Source organism: Collimonas sp. NPDC087041 (assembly GCF_044745265.1).
Lineage (GTDB): Bacteria > Pseudomonadota > Gammaproteobacteria > Burkholderiales > Burkholderiaceae_D > Collimonas.
In genome coordinates this window covers 326,507-343,627 of sequence record NZ_JBIUZX010000006.1, presented here as the reverse complement: position 1 = coordinate 343,627, position 17,121 = coordinate 326,507, and the positions used below count along the sequence as shown (strand labels likewise).

The 17,121-nt window shown below is 58.3% G+C and carries 14 protein-coding genes; 7 read left to right on the top strand and 7 right to left on the bottom strand.

The annotated features are described in order from the left end of the window. Positions 1 to 33 precede the first annotated feature (33 nt). Complete coding sequence (locus tag ACIPF8_RS13885) at positions 34 to 1,434, top strand: MFS transporter (RefSeq protein ID WP_400421892.1); 1,401 nt, start codon at positions 34 to 36, stop codon at positions 1,432 to 1,434. Here ACIPF8_RS13885 and ACIPF8_RS13880 read toward each other — a convergent pair. From ACIPF8_RS13880 to imuA, 3 genes are read right to left on the bottom strand one after another with little or no spacing between them, the layout of a single operon-like run. Continuing rightward, the gene (locus ACIPF8_RS13880; protein WP_400421816.1) at positions 1,431 to 4,604 is read right to left on the bottom strand and encodes an error-prone DNA polymerase; all 3,174 of its coding nucleotides are present in this window, start codon (positions 4,602 to 4,604) and stop codon (positions 1,431 to 1,433) included. The genes ACIPF8_RS13885 and ACIPF8_RS13880 overlap by 4 nt on opposite strands. A 17-nt stretch (positions 4,605 to 4,621) precedes the next feature. Continuing rightward, positions 4,622 to 6,097 carry a Y-family DNA polymerase gene (locus ACIPF8_RS13875; protein WP_400421814.1) on the bottom strand — a complete coding sequence of 492 codons (1,476 nt, stop codon included), beginning with the start codon at positions 6,095 to 6,097 and terminating at the stop codon, positions 4,622 to 4,624. Next, entirely contained in the window at positions 6,030 to 6,821 is a 792-nt protein-coding gene (gene imuA, locus ACIPF8_RS13870) for a translesion DNA synthesis-associated protein ImuA (RefSeq protein ID WP_400421812.1), read from the bottom strand. Before imuA ends, ACIPF8_RS13875 begins: the two co-directional genes overlap by 68 nt. 194 nt (positions 6,822 to 7,015) lie before the next feature. On the opposite strand from imuA, the gene ACIPF8_RS13865 reads away from it, so the two are divergent. Continuing rightward, positions 7,016 to 7,357: a hypothetical protein gene (locus ACIPF8_RS13865; protein ID WP_400421810.1), complete on the top strand. Its 342-nt coding sequence runs from the start codon at positions 7,016 to 7,018 to the stop codon at positions 7,355 to 7,357. Between the two features lie 5 nt (positions 7,358 to 7,362). Here ACIPF8_RS13865 and ACIPF8_RS13860 read toward each other — a convergent pair whose 3' ends face one another. The 3 genes from ACIPF8_RS13860 to ACIPF8_RS13850 form a co-directional block, all read right to left on the bottom strand. Next, positions 7,363 to 8,070, bottom strand: a complete 708-nt coding sequence (locus tag ACIPF8_RS13860; RefSeq protein ID WP_400421890.1) for an amino acid ABC transporter permease — start codon at positions 8,068 to 8,070, stop codon at positions 7,363 to 7,365. A gap of 2 nt (positions 8,071 to 8,072) precedes the next feature. Further along, positions 8,073 to 8,825 carry an amino acid ABC transporter permease gene (locus ACIPF8_RS13855; RefSeq protein ID WP_400421808.1) on the bottom strand — a complete coding sequence of 251 codons (753 nt, stop codon included), beginning with the start codon at positions 8,823 to 8,825 and terminating at the stop codon, positions 8,073 to 8,075. A gap of 94 nt (positions 8,826 to 8,919) precedes the next feature. Continuing rightward, positions 8,920 to 9,735, bottom strand: coding sequence for an ABC transporter substrate-binding protein (locus ACIPF8_RS13850; RefSeq protein ID WP_400421806.1), 816 nt, complete (start codon positions 9,733 to 9,735; stop codon positions 8,920 to 8,922). A gap of 219 nt (positions 9,736 to 9,954) precedes the next feature. Here ACIPF8_RS13850 and ACIPF8_RS13845 point away from each other — a divergent pair, with 219 nt between their 5' ends. Next, complete coding sequence (locus ACIPF8_RS13845) at positions 9,955 to 10,713, top strand: SDR family oxidoreductase (RefSeq protein WP_400421805.1); 759 nt, start codon at positions 9,955 to 9,957, stop codon at positions 10,711 to 10,713. 47 nt (positions 10,714 to 10,760) lie between these two features. On the opposite strand, the gene ACIPF8_RS13840 is transcribed toward ACIPF8_RS13845, so the two are convergent. Beyond that, positions 10,761 to 11,330 (bottom strand): flavin reductase family protein, encoded by a 570-nt coding sequence (locus tag ACIPF8_RS13840; protein WP_400421804.1) that lies wholly within the window; start codon positions 11,328 to 11,330, stop codon positions 10,761 to 10,763. An 839-nt stretch (positions 11,331 to 12,169) separates the two neighbouring features. On the opposite strand from ACIPF8_RS13840, the gene ACIPF8_RS13835 reads away from it, so the two are divergent. The 4 genes from ACIPF8_RS13835 to ACIPF8_RS13820 all read left to right on the top strand — a co-directional run bounded on the left by ACIPF8_RS13835 (position 12,170) and on the right by ACIPF8_RS13820 (position 16,822). Next, positions 12,170 to 12,361, top strand: coding sequence for a hypothetical protein (locus ACIPF8_RS13835; protein ID WP_400421802.1), 192 nt, complete (start codon positions 12,170 to 12,172; stop codon positions 12,359 to 12,361). Positions 12,362 to 12,388: 27 nt separating this feature from the next. Further along, positions 12,389 to 12,541 carry a hypothetical protein gene (locus ACIPF8_RS13830; protein WP_400421800.1) on the top strand — a complete coding sequence of 51 codons (153 nt, stop codon included), beginning with the start codon at positions 12,389 to 12,391 and terminating at the stop codon, positions 12,539 to 12,541. 268 nt (positions 12,542 to 12,809) lie between these two features. Further along, positions 12,810 to 15,569, top strand: coding sequence for a magnesium-translocating P-type ATPase (mgtA, locus tag ACIPF8_RS13825; protein ID WP_400421798.1), 2,760 nt, complete (start codon positions 12,810 to 12,812; stop codon positions 15,567 to 15,569). A gap of 65 nt (positions 15,570 to 15,634) precedes the next feature. Further along, complete coding sequence (locus tag ACIPF8_RS13820) at positions 15,635 to 16,822, top strand: porin (RefSeq protein ID WP_400421797.1); 1,188 nt, start codon at positions 15,635 to 15,637, stop codon at positions 16,820 to 16,822. Positions 16,823 to 17,121 lie beyond the last annotated feature (299 nt).

Here is a 17,121-nt window from a genome sequence, read left to right as displayed (position 1 = left end):
GTGCCACAAAGCGAGTTGTCTGAAGAGCAGTTGATGAAGAAGGTGGCGTGGCGCTTGATGCCGTTGCTGATCGTGATGTTCCTGGTATCGTTCATCGATCGCCAGAACGTCGGGTTCGCCAAGCTGGAGATGGTGCATGCGCTGCATATGAGCGAGGCGGCGTATGGACTGGGCGCTTCGCTGTTTTTCATCGGCTACCTGTTGTTTGAAATTCCCAGTACGCTGGCATTGCACAAATACGGCGCGCGAGTCTGGCTCGCGCGCATCATGTTTACCTGGGGCGCAGTGACGATCCTGCTCGGCTTCACCAGCTCGCTGCCGATGTTCTATGTACTGCGCTTCATGCTCGGTATCGCCGAAGCGGGCTTTTATCCCGGCGTGATTTACTACCTGACATTGTGGTTCCCGCAGGCATATCGCACCCGGGTGCTGGGCGTGTTTACCCTGGGCAGCGCGTTGGCGAACATGCTGGGCGCGCTGGTGGGCGGTTTGCTGCTGAACCTGAGCGGCACCTTCGGACTGGCCGGCTGGCAATGGGTTTTTATTGCGACCGGCCTGCCGGCGATCGTGTTGACTGGGCTCGTGATGTTGTACCTGCCAGGTTCGATCGATGAAGCGAAGTTCCTGTCGGCCGGCCAGAAGGCCCGGCTGAACGACATGATGCGGCGTGACGCGCCGCCTAACGCAACGCATGGCAATCCGCTGGCTGCGCTGTGGGATGTGCGGGTGTTGCTGTTTGCTGCAACCTACATGCTGATGTCGACTTCGCTGTATGGCGTCACCTATTGGCTGCCGACGCTGGTCAAGGGTTTTGGCGTCAGCTCCACTATCAACGGTTTGCTGAACATGATCCCGTGGGGGCTGGCGGTGTTGTTGCTGTTGTGGTTGCCGGGCAAGTTGCGCGGCGACCGCATCGTATATAAAGCGATTGCCGCCATCGGCCTGCTGGGTTTGTTCTGTTTTGCATCCAGCGCGTTGCTGGATTCGAATATCCTGCGCTTTGGTGCGCTGGTGATCGGCGGCGCCTGCATCACTTTGCTGTACCCATGTTTCTGGTCGCTGCCGCCGAAATTTTTCCAGGGTGCACGCGCCGCCGCCAGTATTGCAGCGATCAATTCGATCGGTAACCTGGGCGGATTTTTCGGCCAGAACCTGATGCCTTATGTCGGTAAGGTCACGCATAGCACCGTGACGCCAATGCTGGTGCCGGCAGCCTGCCTGGCGGTGCTGGGCGTGGGCGGATTGGTGGCGGTTAGCTGGCAGCGCAAACGCGATTTGCTGGCTGCCGCCGATGCTGAGACTGCGCTGCAGCGCCAAGTGGCGATCCAGGAAGATGGCAGCGAAGATCCTGGTTCCAGCATTGATCAGTTGCTCGACTTGCATCCCGATCATCTGGAAATGCCGCATCAGCAGCCAGGGCCGACAGCACGTTAATGAAAATCGCGGCTGCTGGTATCGAGTTTTCCCAGCAGCGGCGATAGGTCCAGCAAGTGTTTGGCAACCAGGTGGCGCACGCCATCCTGGCATTGCCAGATGCCATAAACCCCCATCAATGACGAGCCGGTCAATTCCTTGCGCTGGCGCTCGACCAGGTCCGGCCAGACAATCACGTTGACTGTGCCGGTTTCATCTTCCAGGGTGACAAACACCACGCCTTTGGCCGTGCCGGGGCGTTGCCGCATGGTGACGATACCGCAGCCACGCGCCAGCTGGCCGTTAGCAAAGGTGTTCAGCACATCGGCCGGCAGGAAGCGTTTGGCTGCCAGTCGCGGGCGCAGCAGGGCCAGTGGATGGCGGCCCAGCGTCAGGCCTAGCGAGCGATAATCGTTAAGCAGGTTTTCTGCCTCGCCGGGTTCCGCCAGCAGCAATTCTTCCTCATTGACTTGAGCCTGCTTGAGCAAGCCTTTATCGGGCGCGCTGACCAGTGCCTGCCACAGCGCCTGGCGCCGGTTGCCGGATAGCGGCGCCAGCGTGTTGGCCGCGGCCAGCGCTTGCAACTGATCGCGCTTGAGGCCGGTGCGCAAGGCCATGTCCTTGAGATTGCTGAAGCGGCGTACCGCGCGCGCCGCTTCAATCTGCGCCGCGCCGTCGGGATTGAGGCCCTGAACCAGATTGAAGCCGAGCCGCACCGCCGGCCGGGCCGCTTGCGGTATCGCTTCGAGCGCGGCATCCCAGTTGCTCAGGTTGATGTCGACCGGTAGCACTTCGACGCCGTGCCGGCGCGCATCCTGCACCAGTTGCGAGGCGGAATAGAAACCCATCGGTTGGCTGTTCAGCAACGCCGCCAGGAAGGCTTCCGGCTCGTGGCATTTGAGCCACGCGCTGGCATAGGCCAGCAGCGCGAAACTGGCGGCGTGGCTTTCCGGAAAACCGTATTCGCCGAAGCCCTGAATCTGGCTGTAGATGGCCTCGGCAAAGCTTTTTTCGTAACCATTGTGGGTCATGCCGTCGATCAGTTGACGCTCGTATTTGCCAAGGCCGCCTTTACGTTTCCACGCCGCCATCGAGCGCCGCAGGCCGTCGGCTTCGCCCTGGGTGAAGCCGGCCGCGATGACGGCGATCTGCATCACCTGTTCCTGGAAAATCGGCACGCCCAGTGTGCGTTCCAGTGCCTCCCGCAACTCATCTTTGGGATAAACGATCAGCTCCGGATCGATCTTCCTGTTCTGCAGATAAGGATGCACCATGCCGCCTTGGATCGGCCCCGGCCGTACGATGGCAACCTGGATCACCAGATCGTAGAATTTATTCGGCTTCAGGCGCGGCAGCATGCTCATCTGGGCCCGACTTTCGATCTGGAACACGCCGATGGTGTCGGCCTGGCAAATCATCTTGTATGTTGCCGGATCTTCACGCGGGATGTCCTGCATTTCAAACGCCTCGCCGCGCTGCTCACCGACCATCGTCAGCGCCCGCTGCAGCATCGACAGCATGCCCAGCGCCAGCACATCGACTTTGAGCAGGCCGAGCGCATCCAGGTCGTCCTTGTCCCACTGCACCACGCTGCGGTCCTTCATCGCCGCATTTTCGATCGGCACCAGCCGCGACAGCTTGCCACGCGAAATTACAAAGCCGCCCGGATGCTGCGACAGATGGCGCGGGAAACCCATCAGCGTATGCGACAGATCGGCCCAGAGGGTGGCAATCGGCGTTTCCGGATCCATGCCGAATTCAACGAAGCGTTGCTGCAACTGCTGCTTGTCGTCCCACCAGCGCTGCGATTTGGCGATCTGGTCGACCACGCCGGGATCAATGCCGAGCGCCTTGCCAACATCACGCAATACGCTGCGCGGCCTGTAACTGATCACCACCGCAGTCAGGGCGGCGCGCAGCCGGCCGTATTTGTTGTAGATGTACTGGATGACTTCTTCGCGGCGCTGGTGCTCGAAATCGACATCGATATCGGGCGGTTCGTTGCGTTCGCGGCTGATGAAGCGGCCGAACAGCAGAGTGCCGCGGCTCGGGTCGACTTCGGTAATGCCAAGGCAATAACAGACCGCCGAATTGGCCGCGGAGCCACGCCCCTGGCATAGTATTTTCTGGCTGCGGGCGAACTGGACGATATCGTAGACCGTCAGGAAATACGATTCGTAGGACAGCTCCTGGATGATACCGAGTTCTTCTTCCAGCTGCTTTTGCACTGCCGCCGGAATGTGATCACGGAAACGTTCGCGCGCGCCGATATAGGTTTGCTGGCGCAGATAACTGGTGGCGGTATGGCCGGCCGGTACTACCTCATCGGGATATTCGTAGTGCAGCTGTTCCAGAGAAAACTTACACAGCCCCGCAATCCTGATGGTTTCAGCCAGCGCTGCGGGCGGGTACAAATTGCCCAGCCGCAGTCTGGCGCGCAAATGCTGCTCGGCATTCGGCGCCAGCGCGTAGCCGCAGGCAGAGACCGGTGTGCCCAGGCGGATTGCGGTCAGCGTATCCTGCAATGGCTTGCGCGAACGCCGATGCATGCAGACCGCGCCCGTGGCCACTACCGGCATCGACATCTCCTGCGCCACTTCGGCGGTGATTGCACGCTGCCGTTCATCGCCGGCCTGTTGCAGCATGGTTAGGCCGATCCAGCCGCGTTCGGCAAAGGTGTCGCGTAGCCACTCGGCCTGGTGTGCCAGTGTGTTGGCATCGATGCCATGCTCCGGCAACAGGATCGCCAGACAGTCGGGCAGCTGGCACAGATGCGCGTGTTCGGCATCGGGCGCAGCCAGGTCTTGCGGCCGCAGCAGATAGCTGCCCTTGTCAGCACGGCTGCGCGCCAGTGTGATCAGTTCCGACAGGTTGCCGTAGCCTTCCAGATTCTGCGCCAACACGACAATGGAAAATGCCGGGCTGCCATCGCTCTCATGCAACTGGAACTGGCTGCCGATCAGCAGCGGCAAATTTTGTTTTTGGGCTTCGACATGGGCGCGCACCACGCCGGCCAGCGAACATTCGTCGGTAATCGCCAGGGCGCTATAGCCCAACTGGGCCGCGCGTTCCACCAACTCTTCCGGGTGGGAGGCGCCATGCAGGAAAGTGAAGTTGGATATGCATTGCAGCTCGGCATAGGCCGGCAGCACGGCAGGTGCAACTGATGCTTGCGGAGAGGAGAGATCCATCTTGTGTGATCCTCGAATCAGGCAAACAAGCCATGCAGGAACCATTGGACGTCATCGCCGCTGCGTTCCCGATAGATCCAGTAGCAGGCGGCTTCCGCACCTTCGGCGACGAAATAGTCGCGCACCGCGGCGGCGCCGTCCCACCAGCCGCACTCGATCCGTTCCGGCCCCGACAACAGGCGCAGCGGCGAACTATAGAATGGCCGGTTTTCGCGCTGTATCAGGGGCAGCGGCGTTTGCAGCAGCCAGAACGGCCGTTGCAGTGCGCCGCTTTCGGCTGGCGGCTGGCGCCGCTTGTTGTCGGTGGCCGGGCGCCAGGCATTGGCCAGTTCCGGTCGATGATCGGCTACTGCCGCCGGGCTCAGCACATTCTCGCCACCGAGCCTGGCGCTGAGCAGTTCCAGCAGGCGCGGGTAGGCGCCGGGCGTACCGCCCGGCTCGGGAAACAAGGCCGCGCTGGGCGGCAGCATCGGCGTCACCTCGCTGGCTTGCAGGCGCAAGGCGATCACTGGAGCGTCGAGCTGCAACCGGCCCAGCCGTTCCTTCAGCAGACGCAGCAAATGTTCTTCGTGCCAGGCCGGTTCAGCCAGCGCGATCACCAATGGTGTGGGAGCAATCGCCTGGCGGCCGCGCTCGTGCTCCAGCGACAGTTCGAAGCGCGTCACTGCCAGTTGTTGCGCCACCAGCCAACCGATCATCTGCAGGATCAGGCGGCGCGCCGCAAACAGCACCGCTTGCGCATGTTCGATCCGGTCCGGCAATTCCAGCCAGACGGAAAAGGCGGGCGGCGCCTGCACCCATTCGAATACTTCCGAGGCGTCGCCGTAGGCGCGATCCAGGGTTTCCAGCACTTGCTTGTCGCTGCGCCGCTGCAGGCCGGCGCGCGGCAGTTTGCGCAAGTCGGCCAGGGTTTGGCAGCCGATGCCGGCCAGCCATTCCTGGTAAGCGCGGGCTGCCGGCAGGGTCATGAAAGGCAATGCGTCCAGTCGGCGTCGCAGGCTTGCCAGGCGCAAGCTGCGGCGTTGCCTAGCGAGTTGCCGCTGAGGCTGGTTGTAGGCCAGCAGCCAGGCGCCCTGTGCGGTGGGCGCCATGCTCAGTTGCGGCGTGAAACCAAGCGCCTGGATGCTGTCGCGGATGCGCCGACACAGCGCCAGGCGGCCGCCGAACGCGCTCAAGCTGGCGCTGATGTCGAGCAGCAGCGTATTTTCTTCGGCATGCGCAACTTCCGGCGTGTACTGCAACAGGGTCAGCGCGATCTCGTCGCGCGCGCTTTGTTCGCGCGGCAGATCGCGTTCGCACAACTGTGCCTGCGGCGCCAGCGCAACAACGCCGCCGCGGCGCATGCCCGAGCGAATGCCGCTGGCCGCTGCGCTGGGCGTCATCAGCAGCACCTGATCGTGCTGCAGCACCACCAGCATGCAGGGCTCAGACCAGCGCGGGCGCAATGTTTCCAACGCCAGCAACGGCAGGTGTATGCCGATCCACAGAGGCATGATCGAGTACGGAAAAAAAGGTTGAAGAGGAAGGGACGGGCACCGAGTTGGGCATTTCAGTCGCCGTCGTGGGTGCAGTCAGTTGCAGGTACAAGGGCTGCTCGTGCTGCGGCCCCTTGCGCTTGATCAGCTGAATGTCGATGCCGTTGGGCGCCGGCCGCAGACTCAGGCGCAACGGCGCCGGCGAGGATTCATGCGCAGCGGCCAGCGGCCGAATCATCCATAGCACGGTATCGCTGGCCTGCGCCGCCAGGTGCAGCCGTCGCAATGCATCGCCGCGAATATGCGATTGCCACAGCAGCAGCGCGCCGCAACTTCCATTGCGCAGTACTTGTTCCGCCGACCACAGCGCATCGGCGCTGCGTTCGGCCTTAATCCAAAGCAGTTGCTCGGTGCTCAACCCTGCAGCGCTCCAGGCGGCAATCTGCGGCAAGTGCGGCGGTTGCAGCAGCACAATGCGGCGCTGTCGCGCGATTTGCACCAGCGCCGGCTGCAACAGGCGGATCTCGCCGTAGCCGGGATGCTGCAACAGCAGCTCGATCAGGGCCGAGTGCGGCCAGCCGCCATTGGGTAGTTCGCGATCCAGCGCCGCATGGCCGGAAGCGCAAACGGCGCCCTGGTAAGAACCCATCTGATCGGCGCGCCACAACGCGTGCGGCAGGGCCGAGACGACCGACTGGACGGCAGCGGAGTGGCTGAGTGACGCGCTGGCAAGCATGGACATGGTGTGTTGAAAGAGTCCTTGGGAGAGATATTATACTGTATATATGTACAGTATAAATTCAATCCGCATTTGGTCAATCTCACCGCACCAGATTTGTTTCTTTTTGTTTCCCTGTGTAAATATTTGTTGACGCCCTACCATATTGCACGGCGATAATGATGCCGTCTTACTTTTTAAATCAATGAAGGATCACGATGAAGAAAATAGTCCGTCCGCTTGTCGCAATCTGTTTGTTGGGTTTTGCATCTGTCGCGCTGGCGCAGGCGCCGTCAATGGCCGACATTCGCGCAACCATGGTCCAAGGTAATGTGCAAAGCTGCATGCAGGTGACGCCGGCGACCGAACCGAGTGTGCCGAAAGACCAGCAGCATTTGCAGGCTTTCTGCAAATGCACTTCAGAGGGTTACGTCAACGGAATTTCCGACGCCGAACTGGGCGCCATGCTCAGCGGTACCGGGAGCGCGAAGGGGGCAAAAACGGCGACGCAGCGTCTGCACGAGTCGGTTGCCCAGTGCAAGAAAAAATTCGGTTACTGATCTGCTCAGTGCGCCCGACGCAACTGCCGATCCTGTCCGCTGCTGAAGTGGGCGCCAATACGATCCGCGCACCAGCCTAATCCTGTGCACAGCGCAAAGTAAATCAAACCGATGAACATGAATATCTCGGCCGGATAAATCATGACCCGGCTGTTGACCTGCGCCGCCACGAACGACAGTTCGCCGACGCCGACGATATAGGCTAGTGAACTGTCCTTGATCAGCGTGACCCATTGATTGACGAATGACGGCAGCATCATCTGCAATGCTTGCGGCAGCACGATGTGGCGCAGCACGGCGAAGCGGGTCATGCCAAGCGACATGCCGGCGGCCCATTGGCCGGCGGGAATGCCGCTGATTCCGGCATGCACCGAATGCGCCAGGTAGGCGCCGCCGATCAGGGACAACGCACACATCACTGAGAACACGCCGGGAACATTGATGTGGAACACGATCGGCAGCAGGAAATAAGTCCAGAAAATCAGCATCAGTACCGGAATCGCCCGGAAAAATCCGATGCTCGCGGTCAGTAGCAGGTTCGGCAGTCCGCGCGTGAGCGACAAGCCGATCCCTAGCACCAACCCCAACACGGCCGAGGCCAGCGCCGATCCCAGACTCAGCAGCACAGTCAAGGCGGCGCCACCCAACTCGCCGTCGGGATAGGCTCCCCACAGCAGATACGGCAGATTGTCGGTCAATACGCTCAATTGCATGCTCATCGATGTTCTCCATCGGCGAGACGTTGCCGGCGTCGCAGCAATTGGCCGCCGCTTTCGATCAGGGCGATGCTGCCGATATAAAACAGCGTCGCTATGCCGAATGCCTGGAAAGTCTTGAAAGTTTGCGCTTCCACCTGGCGCGAGGTATAGGACAGTTCAGCCAGGCCGATGGCCATCGTCAACGAGGTGTTCTTGATGATGTTCATGTACTGGCCGAGCAACGGCGGCAGTGCGATCCGCACTGCTTGCGGCAGGATCACGTAGCGCAATACCTGCCAGCGCGTCAGGCCCAGTGCGGCGCCGGCCAGCCGCTGGGCTTCCGCCACGCCGCGCATGCCGGAGCGGATTTCCTCGCTGACATAGGTGGCCGAATAAAGGCTCAGGCCAACGATGGCGCACAGCAGCTCGAACGATGGCCATGTGAGTGCCAGGTGACTGCCAAACGTCACGCTGTGAACGCTATTGAGCCATGCCACGGTATTCTCAGGCAGCAGGCTGGAGACGCCGAAATACCAGAAGAACAATTGCACCAGCAACGGCGTATTGCGGAATACCGCGACGAATATTGCCGCCGGGTGCGACAACCAGCGCTGCTGGCTGGAATGGGCTGCGGCGACCACGATACCCAACAATGTCGATAGCACAGCGACCACCGCCGACAGCAGCAGTGTCATGTACAGGCCGTCGAGCAGCCAGCCGATGTATTTGGGGGCCAGCATCTGACCCAGTATTGCGTGAAACTCAGTCATCAAAAACATCACCAGCGAATTTTCCAACATTAAATAAAAAAGCACTGGCAAACCGTGAGGCTTGCCAGTGCAAGACAGAGTCGAGGTAATCGATCTAGTTCTGGCTCAGCTTGGTGTCGCCGATCTTGAACAGGCGTGGCAGCGGCGATTTGCTATTGGGGCCGAACCATTTGTCGTAGATCCGCAGCGCGGTGCCGTCTTTTTCGAATTCGCGCAAGGTGTCGTTGAGCGTATTCACCAATCGTGTTTCCCCCTTGGGGACGCCGACGCCTTCATATTCTTCCGAAATGGCAAAGGCCGGGATTTCATATTTTTCCTTGTCCGGGATATTCGCCAGCAGCGCGATCAGCTTCGAACCATCCTGGGTGATCGCCTGGACATTGCCGTTGCGCAGTGCCGCCAGCGCGAACGGGGTGTCGTCATACAGCACAACCTTGGCCGCTGGATATTTCTCGCGCAAGGTGGTTTCCATCGTGGTGCCCTTGTCGGTGCCGATGCGCAGATCAGGTATTTGCGCCGCGTTCTTCAGCACGCCTTTTTTCGCCAGGAACTGCTGGCCGGAAGCGAAGTAAGGAATGCTGAAATCGATCACCTGGGCGCGTTCGGCGTTGATAGTGAAGTTGGCGAACACCAGGTCGACTTTGCCGGATGTCAGTAAAGGAATGCGGTTGGCCGGATTGGTCGGCACCAGTTCAACCTTGACGCCCAGTTTCTTGGCGACTTCATTGGCGTAGTCGACATCCAGGCCGATGATCTTGTTGGTTTTCTGGTCGACGAAGCCGAACGGCGGATTGCCGTCAAAAGTGGCGACGCGCAGCACGCCTGCTTTCTTGATGTCATCGAGCTTGTCGGCATGGGCGAGGCCGGACAGTAGCGTCAGGCAAGCGAAAAATATGGCATGTGATTTCATTATTGTGTTGGTCCCTGGTTGGCGTTTCGGTCATTTGGTGGATCGGAATTGCGATCACCATGCCGGCCAGATTAACAAAACAATATCCCGGAGTGAACGATCAAAGTTGCATTTGAATATTACAAGTTTGCAAGCGCCGCTTAGGCGTTGAGGCTTCGAATTGAAACATCGTTAGAATAAGCAGATAAAGCAGAGGAATACCAAACCAAGGAGCAGAGCATGACAGCAGTGAAGAAAGTAGCATTGGTTACCGGCGCCGGTTCAGGCATTGGCAAGCATATCGCCCTGGCGCTGCTGCGCCATGATTACAGCGTGGTGCTGGCCGGTCGTCGCGCCGCAGCGCTGGAAGAGACGATTGACGCGGCCGGTGCATATGGGGCGCAGGCGCTGGCGGTGCCAACGGATGTCAGCGATCAAGCTTCGGTCAAGGCATTGTTTGAAGCAATCAAGGCGCGTTTCGGCCGGCTCGATCTGCTGTTCAATAATGCCGGCATCTTTACCAAATCGGCGTCGCTGGAAGAGGTCGATTTTGCGCAATGGCAGGCCTCGGTTGCTGTCAACCTGACCGGCGCTTTCCTGTGCACGCAGGAGGCATTCAAGATCATGAAAGTGCAAACGCCGGGCGGTGGTCGCATCATCAATAACGGTTCGATTGCGGCCCATGCGCCGCGTCCCAATTCGGTCGCTTATACCGCCACCAAACATGCGATCACCGGCCTGACCAAGTCGACTTCGCTGGATGGCCGCAAGTACAACATCGCCTGCGGTCAGATCGACATCGGTAATGCCGCGACCGACATGACCGAGCGCATGCAGCAGGGAATCCTGCAAGCCAACGGCCAGATTGCGGTGGAGCCAACCATGTCAGTCGAGCATGTCGCCAAGGCGGTGCTGTACATGGCCGATTTGCCGCTGGATGCGAACGTTCAGTTCATGACGGTGATGGCCACCAACATGCCGTTTGTCGGACGGGGCTGACAAGTGTTTGATGATCGGACGAGGCCCGATATTGAATCGAATCCTCGTTACGGCTTTAACTCAACATTGAACGCCTCACCGGTGGCAAAGAATGCGCCACCGGCCAGGTAGTGCAGCGAGCGCTGGTCGTCGGCAGGGAAGTGCCAGCGGCCGTTCGAGAATGCTGCGGCATCGGCCCGGGCGGCGACGACTTCAGCGATGAAGAGGTCGTAGCGTTGCTGGTTGTGTGGCTCTGGAATCACCTTGCACTCGAGCCACGCCAGGCAACCGCTCAAGAGTGGCGCGGCAATTTTCTGCGACGGGAAAGTCGCAATATCCAGCGCCGCAAATTTATCGCCATCGCGACCAGAACTGGATCCCACCGCCAGCGTTGTTTCCGCCAGCGCCCGAGTCGGGATGTTCAACGCAAATTCGCCGGATGCTTCCACCAGTTCGCGCGTCAGGGTCTTGCTGTCGATGACCAGCAAGACCTTTGGCGGATCGAAATCGAGCGGCATCGCCCATGCCGCCGCCATCACATTGCTGACGCCATTGTGGGCGCTGGTGACGATGGTGGTGGGGCCGTGGTTGAGCAAGCGATAAGCCTTGGCGAGTTCTACAGGTTGAATGTTTTGCATAGTCAATTCTATTGTCACTTGTTGTGCGGCACGTTGCAGCAGTAATTTCTTATTTTATCTGCATTCGAATTTTCATATTTTTCCACGGAAACGCAGCCAGATTCTTTCTTGACACGCCCAAGCGTGAGCCGCTAGACTTCGGGCATTGCATTATATGGAGGTCCACTGTGGACTGTAGTTCTAATAGTAGACGCGGATGGGTGATCAACCCGGCCCACCTCGCAGTGTTCTAGCAGACCTTCCTCCGCTACAACTCTGCATGCGCCGAGTTGTAGATGCGATCAGCAAAACCGCACTTTCAATCCCCCATCCAATTTCCGATTCGGTAAATAGCCGTTTCCGCATTGTATTAACGCGTTTTGCACCCACCGGTTTTCAATTGGCCCGGGCCGCCTGAACACGTTTGATCTCTCGCGGGAGCCGCTGCTAAAGGAGATTGGCATGCCTCTTTTCTTCAAATAAATCATTGCGGATCTCGTGCGCGGAACATGCCTTGCACGCGTGTTTTAAGCTTTCGCCAGTGGCCCACATATCGACGTTGCATCGGCGTTGCACCGCCCGTTGCTTCGAATAGCGCTGCCATTCGGGGTTTGCTGCGCCAATGCCCGCCGGGCGATCCGGCGTAAGATCATTATCGTCGGCGCGCTACGTCGCATTTTTACATTACCTAGCGATTCGCCGAACATCGATCAAGTATTGCCGCCGTTATCCGGTAGCCGCCCGATCGAATGTAACGGACTCTGATCATTGCGTACGAGTCTTACGCAAATCTTGCTTACTTCTGTTGCGACTTCCTGCATGGCGAGTCGCTATTCAAACACGTGTATTTGAGGAAAACCATGGCTATTAAATTATTCAAAATCAGTAACGATCGACAGCGCGACGCTGCAAATAAATCCACCGGCTGGATGTTTGGCTGGAGAGTCGGCCGAGGTGACGCACAACCCCGCAAGCCGTCAATGCCCGAGCATCAATCGAATCCTCAGAGTTACGGCGTGTATGGCGTTCTGATAAACGGCAAGGACCGTTGAAAGCTGTAAAACGAGTTGGGGGGGAACATGGAGTATCAATTTTTGACCGCTAAAAATGCAGTACTGCTGGGTCTCATTATTGCCCTCGCCTGGCTGATCATACTGATGAGTATATTGCCGCAACAGGAGGCAGAAATTTCGATGCCTGCTTATTCCGCCCCGATCTTCATGCCGCATTAAATTGGTGGAATCGGAAATTTTTATCGAGCCCCTGCGTTCGAAGCGCATGGGGAAAATTGAAATCAGACGAAAAAGGATTTTATGCAAGACGACAGCGAAGGAAGCGATAGGCCGCCCGCTTGGATAGTCATCGAGACAACCACAGCGGGCGACCTTCGTCCAATCAATTTCATCAACCGAACACGCCCGGGCGTGGTGCGGCGGGGGAGGGCATTGTCTAAATAAAGACAAGATTCTCTTGCGCTCACGGCCTGGGCAGGAGAAAAAAATGGCTCACACATCCCCGCACAAAACGGGCAATCCGAAAAAGACGCAAAAGGGATTCATCTCGGGATCCACGGCGCCGGAACAAAAGCTCTCGATGCGCGTCGTCGAAGAATCCGGTCAACCTTTGCAATCCACATTCAACCGCACCAAAGGCTCGCCTTTCGGCTTGTTTGAAGATGATGCCGCAGAACGTTTGCAGCGGCTCGGCCCGAATGAGGTCGCGCACGATAAGGCTCCCCATGCATTGGTACAGCTTTTCCTTGCCTTTAAAAATCCATTTGTGATTGTCTTGTTGCTGCTGGCGGCGATCAGCTTCGTGACAGACGTTTATCTGGTAGCGCCAGACGAGCGCAGTTGGACCGGCATCACGATCCTGGTAACGATGGTGGTGATCAGCAGTTTCCTCCGTTTTTTTCAGGAATATCGATCGAATAAAGCCGCCGAACGCCTCAAATCGATGGTCCGTACCACGGCTACCGTATTACGCCGGACTACCGATGCCGCTAATCCGTCCCGGCAGGAAATTCCAATGCGCGACCTGGTTGTCGGCGATGTGGTCAGCCTGCAAGCGGGGGACATGATTCCGGCGGATATCCGTTTGCTTGCATCGCGCGATCTGTTTATCAGCCAGGCGGTATTGACCGGCGAAGCGCTGCCGGTTGAGAAATACGACACGCTGGGTGCGGTGTCGCAGAAATCTGCGAATGCCGAGGTCGACACCCAAGCCGATCTGCTGGACCTGTCCGATATCTGCTTCATGGGAACCAACGTCGTCAGCGGCACAGCGACAGCGATTGTGGTCGCCACCGGCGCCAATACCTATTTCGGTTCGTTGGCAAAGAATGTGGTTAGCCACAAGCGGATAGAAACCAGTTTTGACCGTGGCGTGAGCAGCGTGTCCTGGCTGTTGATCCGTTTCATGCTGGTGATGGTGCCTATCGTTTTCATGATCAACGGCCTGACCAAGGGCGACTGGATGTCGGCGCTGACCTTTGCATTGGCGGTGGCGGTAGGCTTGACGCCGGAAATGCTGCCGATGATCGTTTCTGCGAATCTGGCCAAAGGCGCGATGGCGATGGCGCGCCGCAAGGTGGTGGTGAAGCGCTTGAATTCGGTACAGAATTTCGGCGCGATGGATGTGTTGTGCACCGATAAGACCGGCACACTGACGCAGGACAAAATCATCCTGGAACGCCATCTCGATATCAATGGCCAGAAAGATGAAAGCATTTTGCAACTGGCATGGCTGAACAGTTTTCATCAAAGCGGCCAGAAGAACCTGATGGACATCGCTATCGTCAGCCACGCCGACGAGCGCGGCCCTTCCGCCAAGCTGATGCAATACAGGAAAATCGACGAGATGCCTTTCGATTTTGTGCGGCGCCGCTTGTCGGTCATTGTGGAAGAGCAGGATGGCGCGCAATTGATGGTGTCCAAAGGCGCCGTCGAGGAGATGCTGGCGGTATGTACCCATATCCAGGAAGGCAATGACATACGTGTGCTCGACGACGATGCGCGCACGGCGTTGCTGGAGAAGTCGCAGGAATACAACGAAGAAGGATATCGGGTGCTGCTGGTGGCAACGCGCGCGATCAACGCCGCCGACGCCAAAGCGCAGTACAAGACTGAAGATGAAGCGAATCTGATTGTGCGCGGCTTCCTCACGTTTTTCGATCCGCCGAAAGATTCCGCTGCCCCGGCAATTCGCGCCTTGCAAGACTACGGCGTGGCAGTCAAGGTGCTTACCGGCGACAACGCCATCGTGACGCTCAAGGTCTGTCGCGATGTCGGCCTTGATCCAGGCACGCCCCTGGTCGGAGCCGAAATCGAAGCGATGTCCGATGAGCAACTGGGCGAGGCGGTGAAGTACACCACGATATTTGCCAAACTGACGCCGCTGCAAAAATCGCGTGTGGTCAAGGCATTGCAGGCGAATGGCCATACGGTCGGATTTCTCGGAGATGGCATCAACGATGCACCGGCATTGCGTGATGCTGATGTCGGTATTTCGGTCGATAGCGGCGCTGATATTGCGAAAGAGACCGCAGATATCATCCTGCTCGAAAAGAGCCTGATGGTGCTGGAAGAGGGCGTCGTCAAGGGCCGCGAGACATTCGGCAATATTCTCAAATATCTGAACATGACTGCCAGTTCCAATTTCGGCAACGTGTTTTCGGTGCTGGTCGCCTCAGCCTGGCTGCCTTGGGAACCGATGCTGGCAGTGCATCTGCTGATCCAGAACCTGATCTACGACATCTCGCAGATGATGCTGCCGTGGGACAAAATGGATGAAGACTTCCTCAAGAAGCCGCGCAAATGGGACGCAGGAAACATCCGGCGCTTCATGATCTGGATTGGGCCGACCTCCTCGGTGTTCGATATCACCACCTATATCCTGATGTGGACCGTATTCGGCGCCGGCGCCATGTTTGCGGCCGATGGCGGCAATGCCGGGCAAAGCATCATGAATTCAGGATGGTTTATCGAAGGCTTGGTTTCGCAGACGCTGGTCGTGCACATGCTGCGCACCCGCAAGATCCCGTTCATTCAAAGCACTGCGGCGCTGCCGGTATTGCTGTCGACCACGCTAGCCATTGCCATCGGCTGCTACTTGCCGTACTCGCCGTTGGCCGAATCGATCGGCTTTGTCGCTCTCGATAAATCCTATTTCTACTGGCTGATCGCCACCATGATCGGCTACATGATCCTGGCGCAGACAGTGAAGACCATCTACATCCGCCGCTATGGGCAGTGGTTTTAATTTGTGAGCGGCTGCATCAATCGATGCGGCCGCTCGTTTTTCTCAAAAATTATCGGAATATGAATATGAAAACCTTATTAAGCATCATAGGCGGCAGCTGTGCACTGGCAATTTCACCCGTGATCCAGGCACAGATCGAGATTCCTGCAGCCGAAAAGAAAGCCGTGACGTCAAACTCCGTGGTGTTTTACGGCGTGCTGGATGCCGGCGTCACCTTCGCCAATAATGAAGGCGGCCACGGCAACGTCAAGCTGGATACCGGCGTGATGGAGCCGAACCGATGGGGCGTCAAAGGCGTGGAAGATTTGGGCGGCGGGTTGAGTGCGGTATTTCAGCTGGAAAGCAGCTTCAATCTCGACGATGGTTCCTTATCCTCGCAGGGCACGCTGTTCGATCGGGTGGCCATGATTGGCCTTGCCAATAGTTACGGACAAGTGACCATGGGCACCCAGTACGACCTGATCAATGACTATGTCACGCCCTTCAACATTAGCGCTACCGCCAGTGGCTACGCCTCGCACCAGGGCGATTTCGACCGCATTGCCGGCAACGCCATCCAGCGCTCGATCAAGTTCGCCAGTGCCGATTTCGACGGGCTGACTTTTGGCGCGCTCTATTCATTCGCGGACAAGAGCCGGCATTCGAGCGGGCATGACAGCGAAGACACCGGTAGCGGTACGGCCTGGAATATTGGTGCTCATTACGTCCGCGGCCCGTTTTCCGCCGGCGTTTCCTACATGCGCATGAACACGCCGCGCGGCCCGCAGGCGATTGGCCCTTATCAAAGCCTGGGCCTGACGCAGTTCCTCGGGCAGCCGACTTTTGTCATCGATGCCGAGAGCGGGGAGCGCGTTGCGCTCCATAACATGGCAATCGACAGCCAGAAAATCTTTGCCGGCGGCGTTGCTTATGACATCGGGAGATTGACCGTGATGGCGAATTTTGCGGATATCGTATTCCGTGGCTATGGACAGGTATCGGATATGCGCCTGATGGAAGTCGGTGGCCGCTACCATGTCAGTGCGGCGCTGGACGGTACGCTGGGTTACCAGCGCATGCATATTGAGGGAACCAAGGCGAATCAGGTTTCGCTGGGGCTGGACTATCACATGTCTAAGCGTAGTGATCTGTATGTGTCGGCGGATTATCGCCGGGCATCGCGGGGCGTGAATGGCGTCGTGGGGAATTCGTTTGCGCCTTCCAGCAACAGCGCGCAGGGGTTGCTGCGGGTGGGAATGCGGCACATGTTTTAAGATTGGATCTGCAATCGGGATCGGCTCGAGTCATTTGGCAACGTCCGCATGCAAAAGCCAAAGGCAACGGCAACGGCAAAACCAACCCCGAGCAGTTAAATGGGGTCAGAGTTTTTTTTCGCGGCCTTTTGCGAAAATTACTCTGACCCCTTTTAACGGACCACGGAGTGAGTGCGGCTGTGCATCAGCCGTGTTCATTCGGCGCTACTTAAAACGGTTGCTACTCCGTGGAAGCTTGCCGGGAGCGGCCCGGCAGCCGCTCACTTTCTTTGCTTCGCCAAAGAAAGTAAGCAAAGAAA

Bases quoted from the DNA above. Each gene is read 5' to 3' on its own strand.
- ACIPF8_RS13820 (WP_400421797.1), top strand. From the start codon at position 15,635: ATGAAAACCTTATTAAGCATCATAGGCGGCAGCTGTGCACTGGCAATT.
- ACIPF8_RS13885 (WP_400421892.1), top strand. From the start codon at position 34: ATGAAGAAGGTGGCGTGGCGCTTGATGCCGTTGCTGATCGTGATGTTC.
- ACIPF8_RS13880 (WP_400421816.1), bottom strand. From the start codon at position 4,604: ATGGATCTCTCCTCTCCGCAAGCATCAGTTGCACCTGCCGTGCTGCCG.
- ACIPF8_RS13865 (WP_400421810.1), top strand. From the start codon at position 7,016: ATGAAGAAAATAGTCCGTCCGCTTGTCGCAATCTGTTTGTTGGGTTTT.
- ACIPF8_RS13875 (WP_400421814.1), bottom strand. From the start codon at position 6,097: ATGCCTCTGTGGATCGGCATACACCTGCCGTTGCTGGCGTTGGAAACA.
- mgtA (WP_400421798.1), top strand. From the start codon at position 12,810: ATGGCTCACACATCCCCGCACAAAACGGGCAATCCGAAAAAGACGCAA.
- ACIPF8_RS13860 (WP_400421890.1), bottom strand. From the start codon at position 8,070: ATGCAATTGAGCGTATTGACCGACAATCTGCCGTATCTGCTGTGGGGA.
- ACIPF8_RS13855 (WP_400421808.1), bottom strand. From the start codon at position 8,825: ATGACTGAGTTTCACGCAATACTGGGTCAGATGCTGGCCCCCAAATAC.
- ACIPF8_RS13850 (WP_400421806.1), bottom strand. From the start codon at position 9,735: ATGAAATCACATGCCATATTTTTCGCTTGCCTGACGCTACTGTCCGGC.
- ACIPF8_RS13830 (WP_400421800.1), top strand. From the start codon at position 12,389: ATGGAGTATCAATTTTTGACCGCTAAAAATGCAGTACTGCTGGGTCTC.
- ACIPF8_RS13840 (WP_400421804.1), bottom strand. From the start codon at position 11,330: ATGCAAAACATTCAACCTGTAGAACTCGCCAAGGCTTATCGCTTGCTC.
- ACIPF8_RS13845 (WP_400421805.1), top strand. From the start codon at position 9,955: ATGACAGCAGTGAAGAAAGTAGCATTGGTTACCGGCGCCGGTTCAGGC.
- imuA (WP_400421812.1), bottom strand. From the start codon at position 6,821: ATGTCCATGCTTGCCAGCGCGTCACTCAGCCACTCCGCTGCCGTCCAG.
- ACIPF8_RS13835 (WP_400421802.1), top strand. From the start codon at position 12,170: ATGGCTATTAAATTATTCAAAATCAGTAACGATCGACAGCGCGACGCT.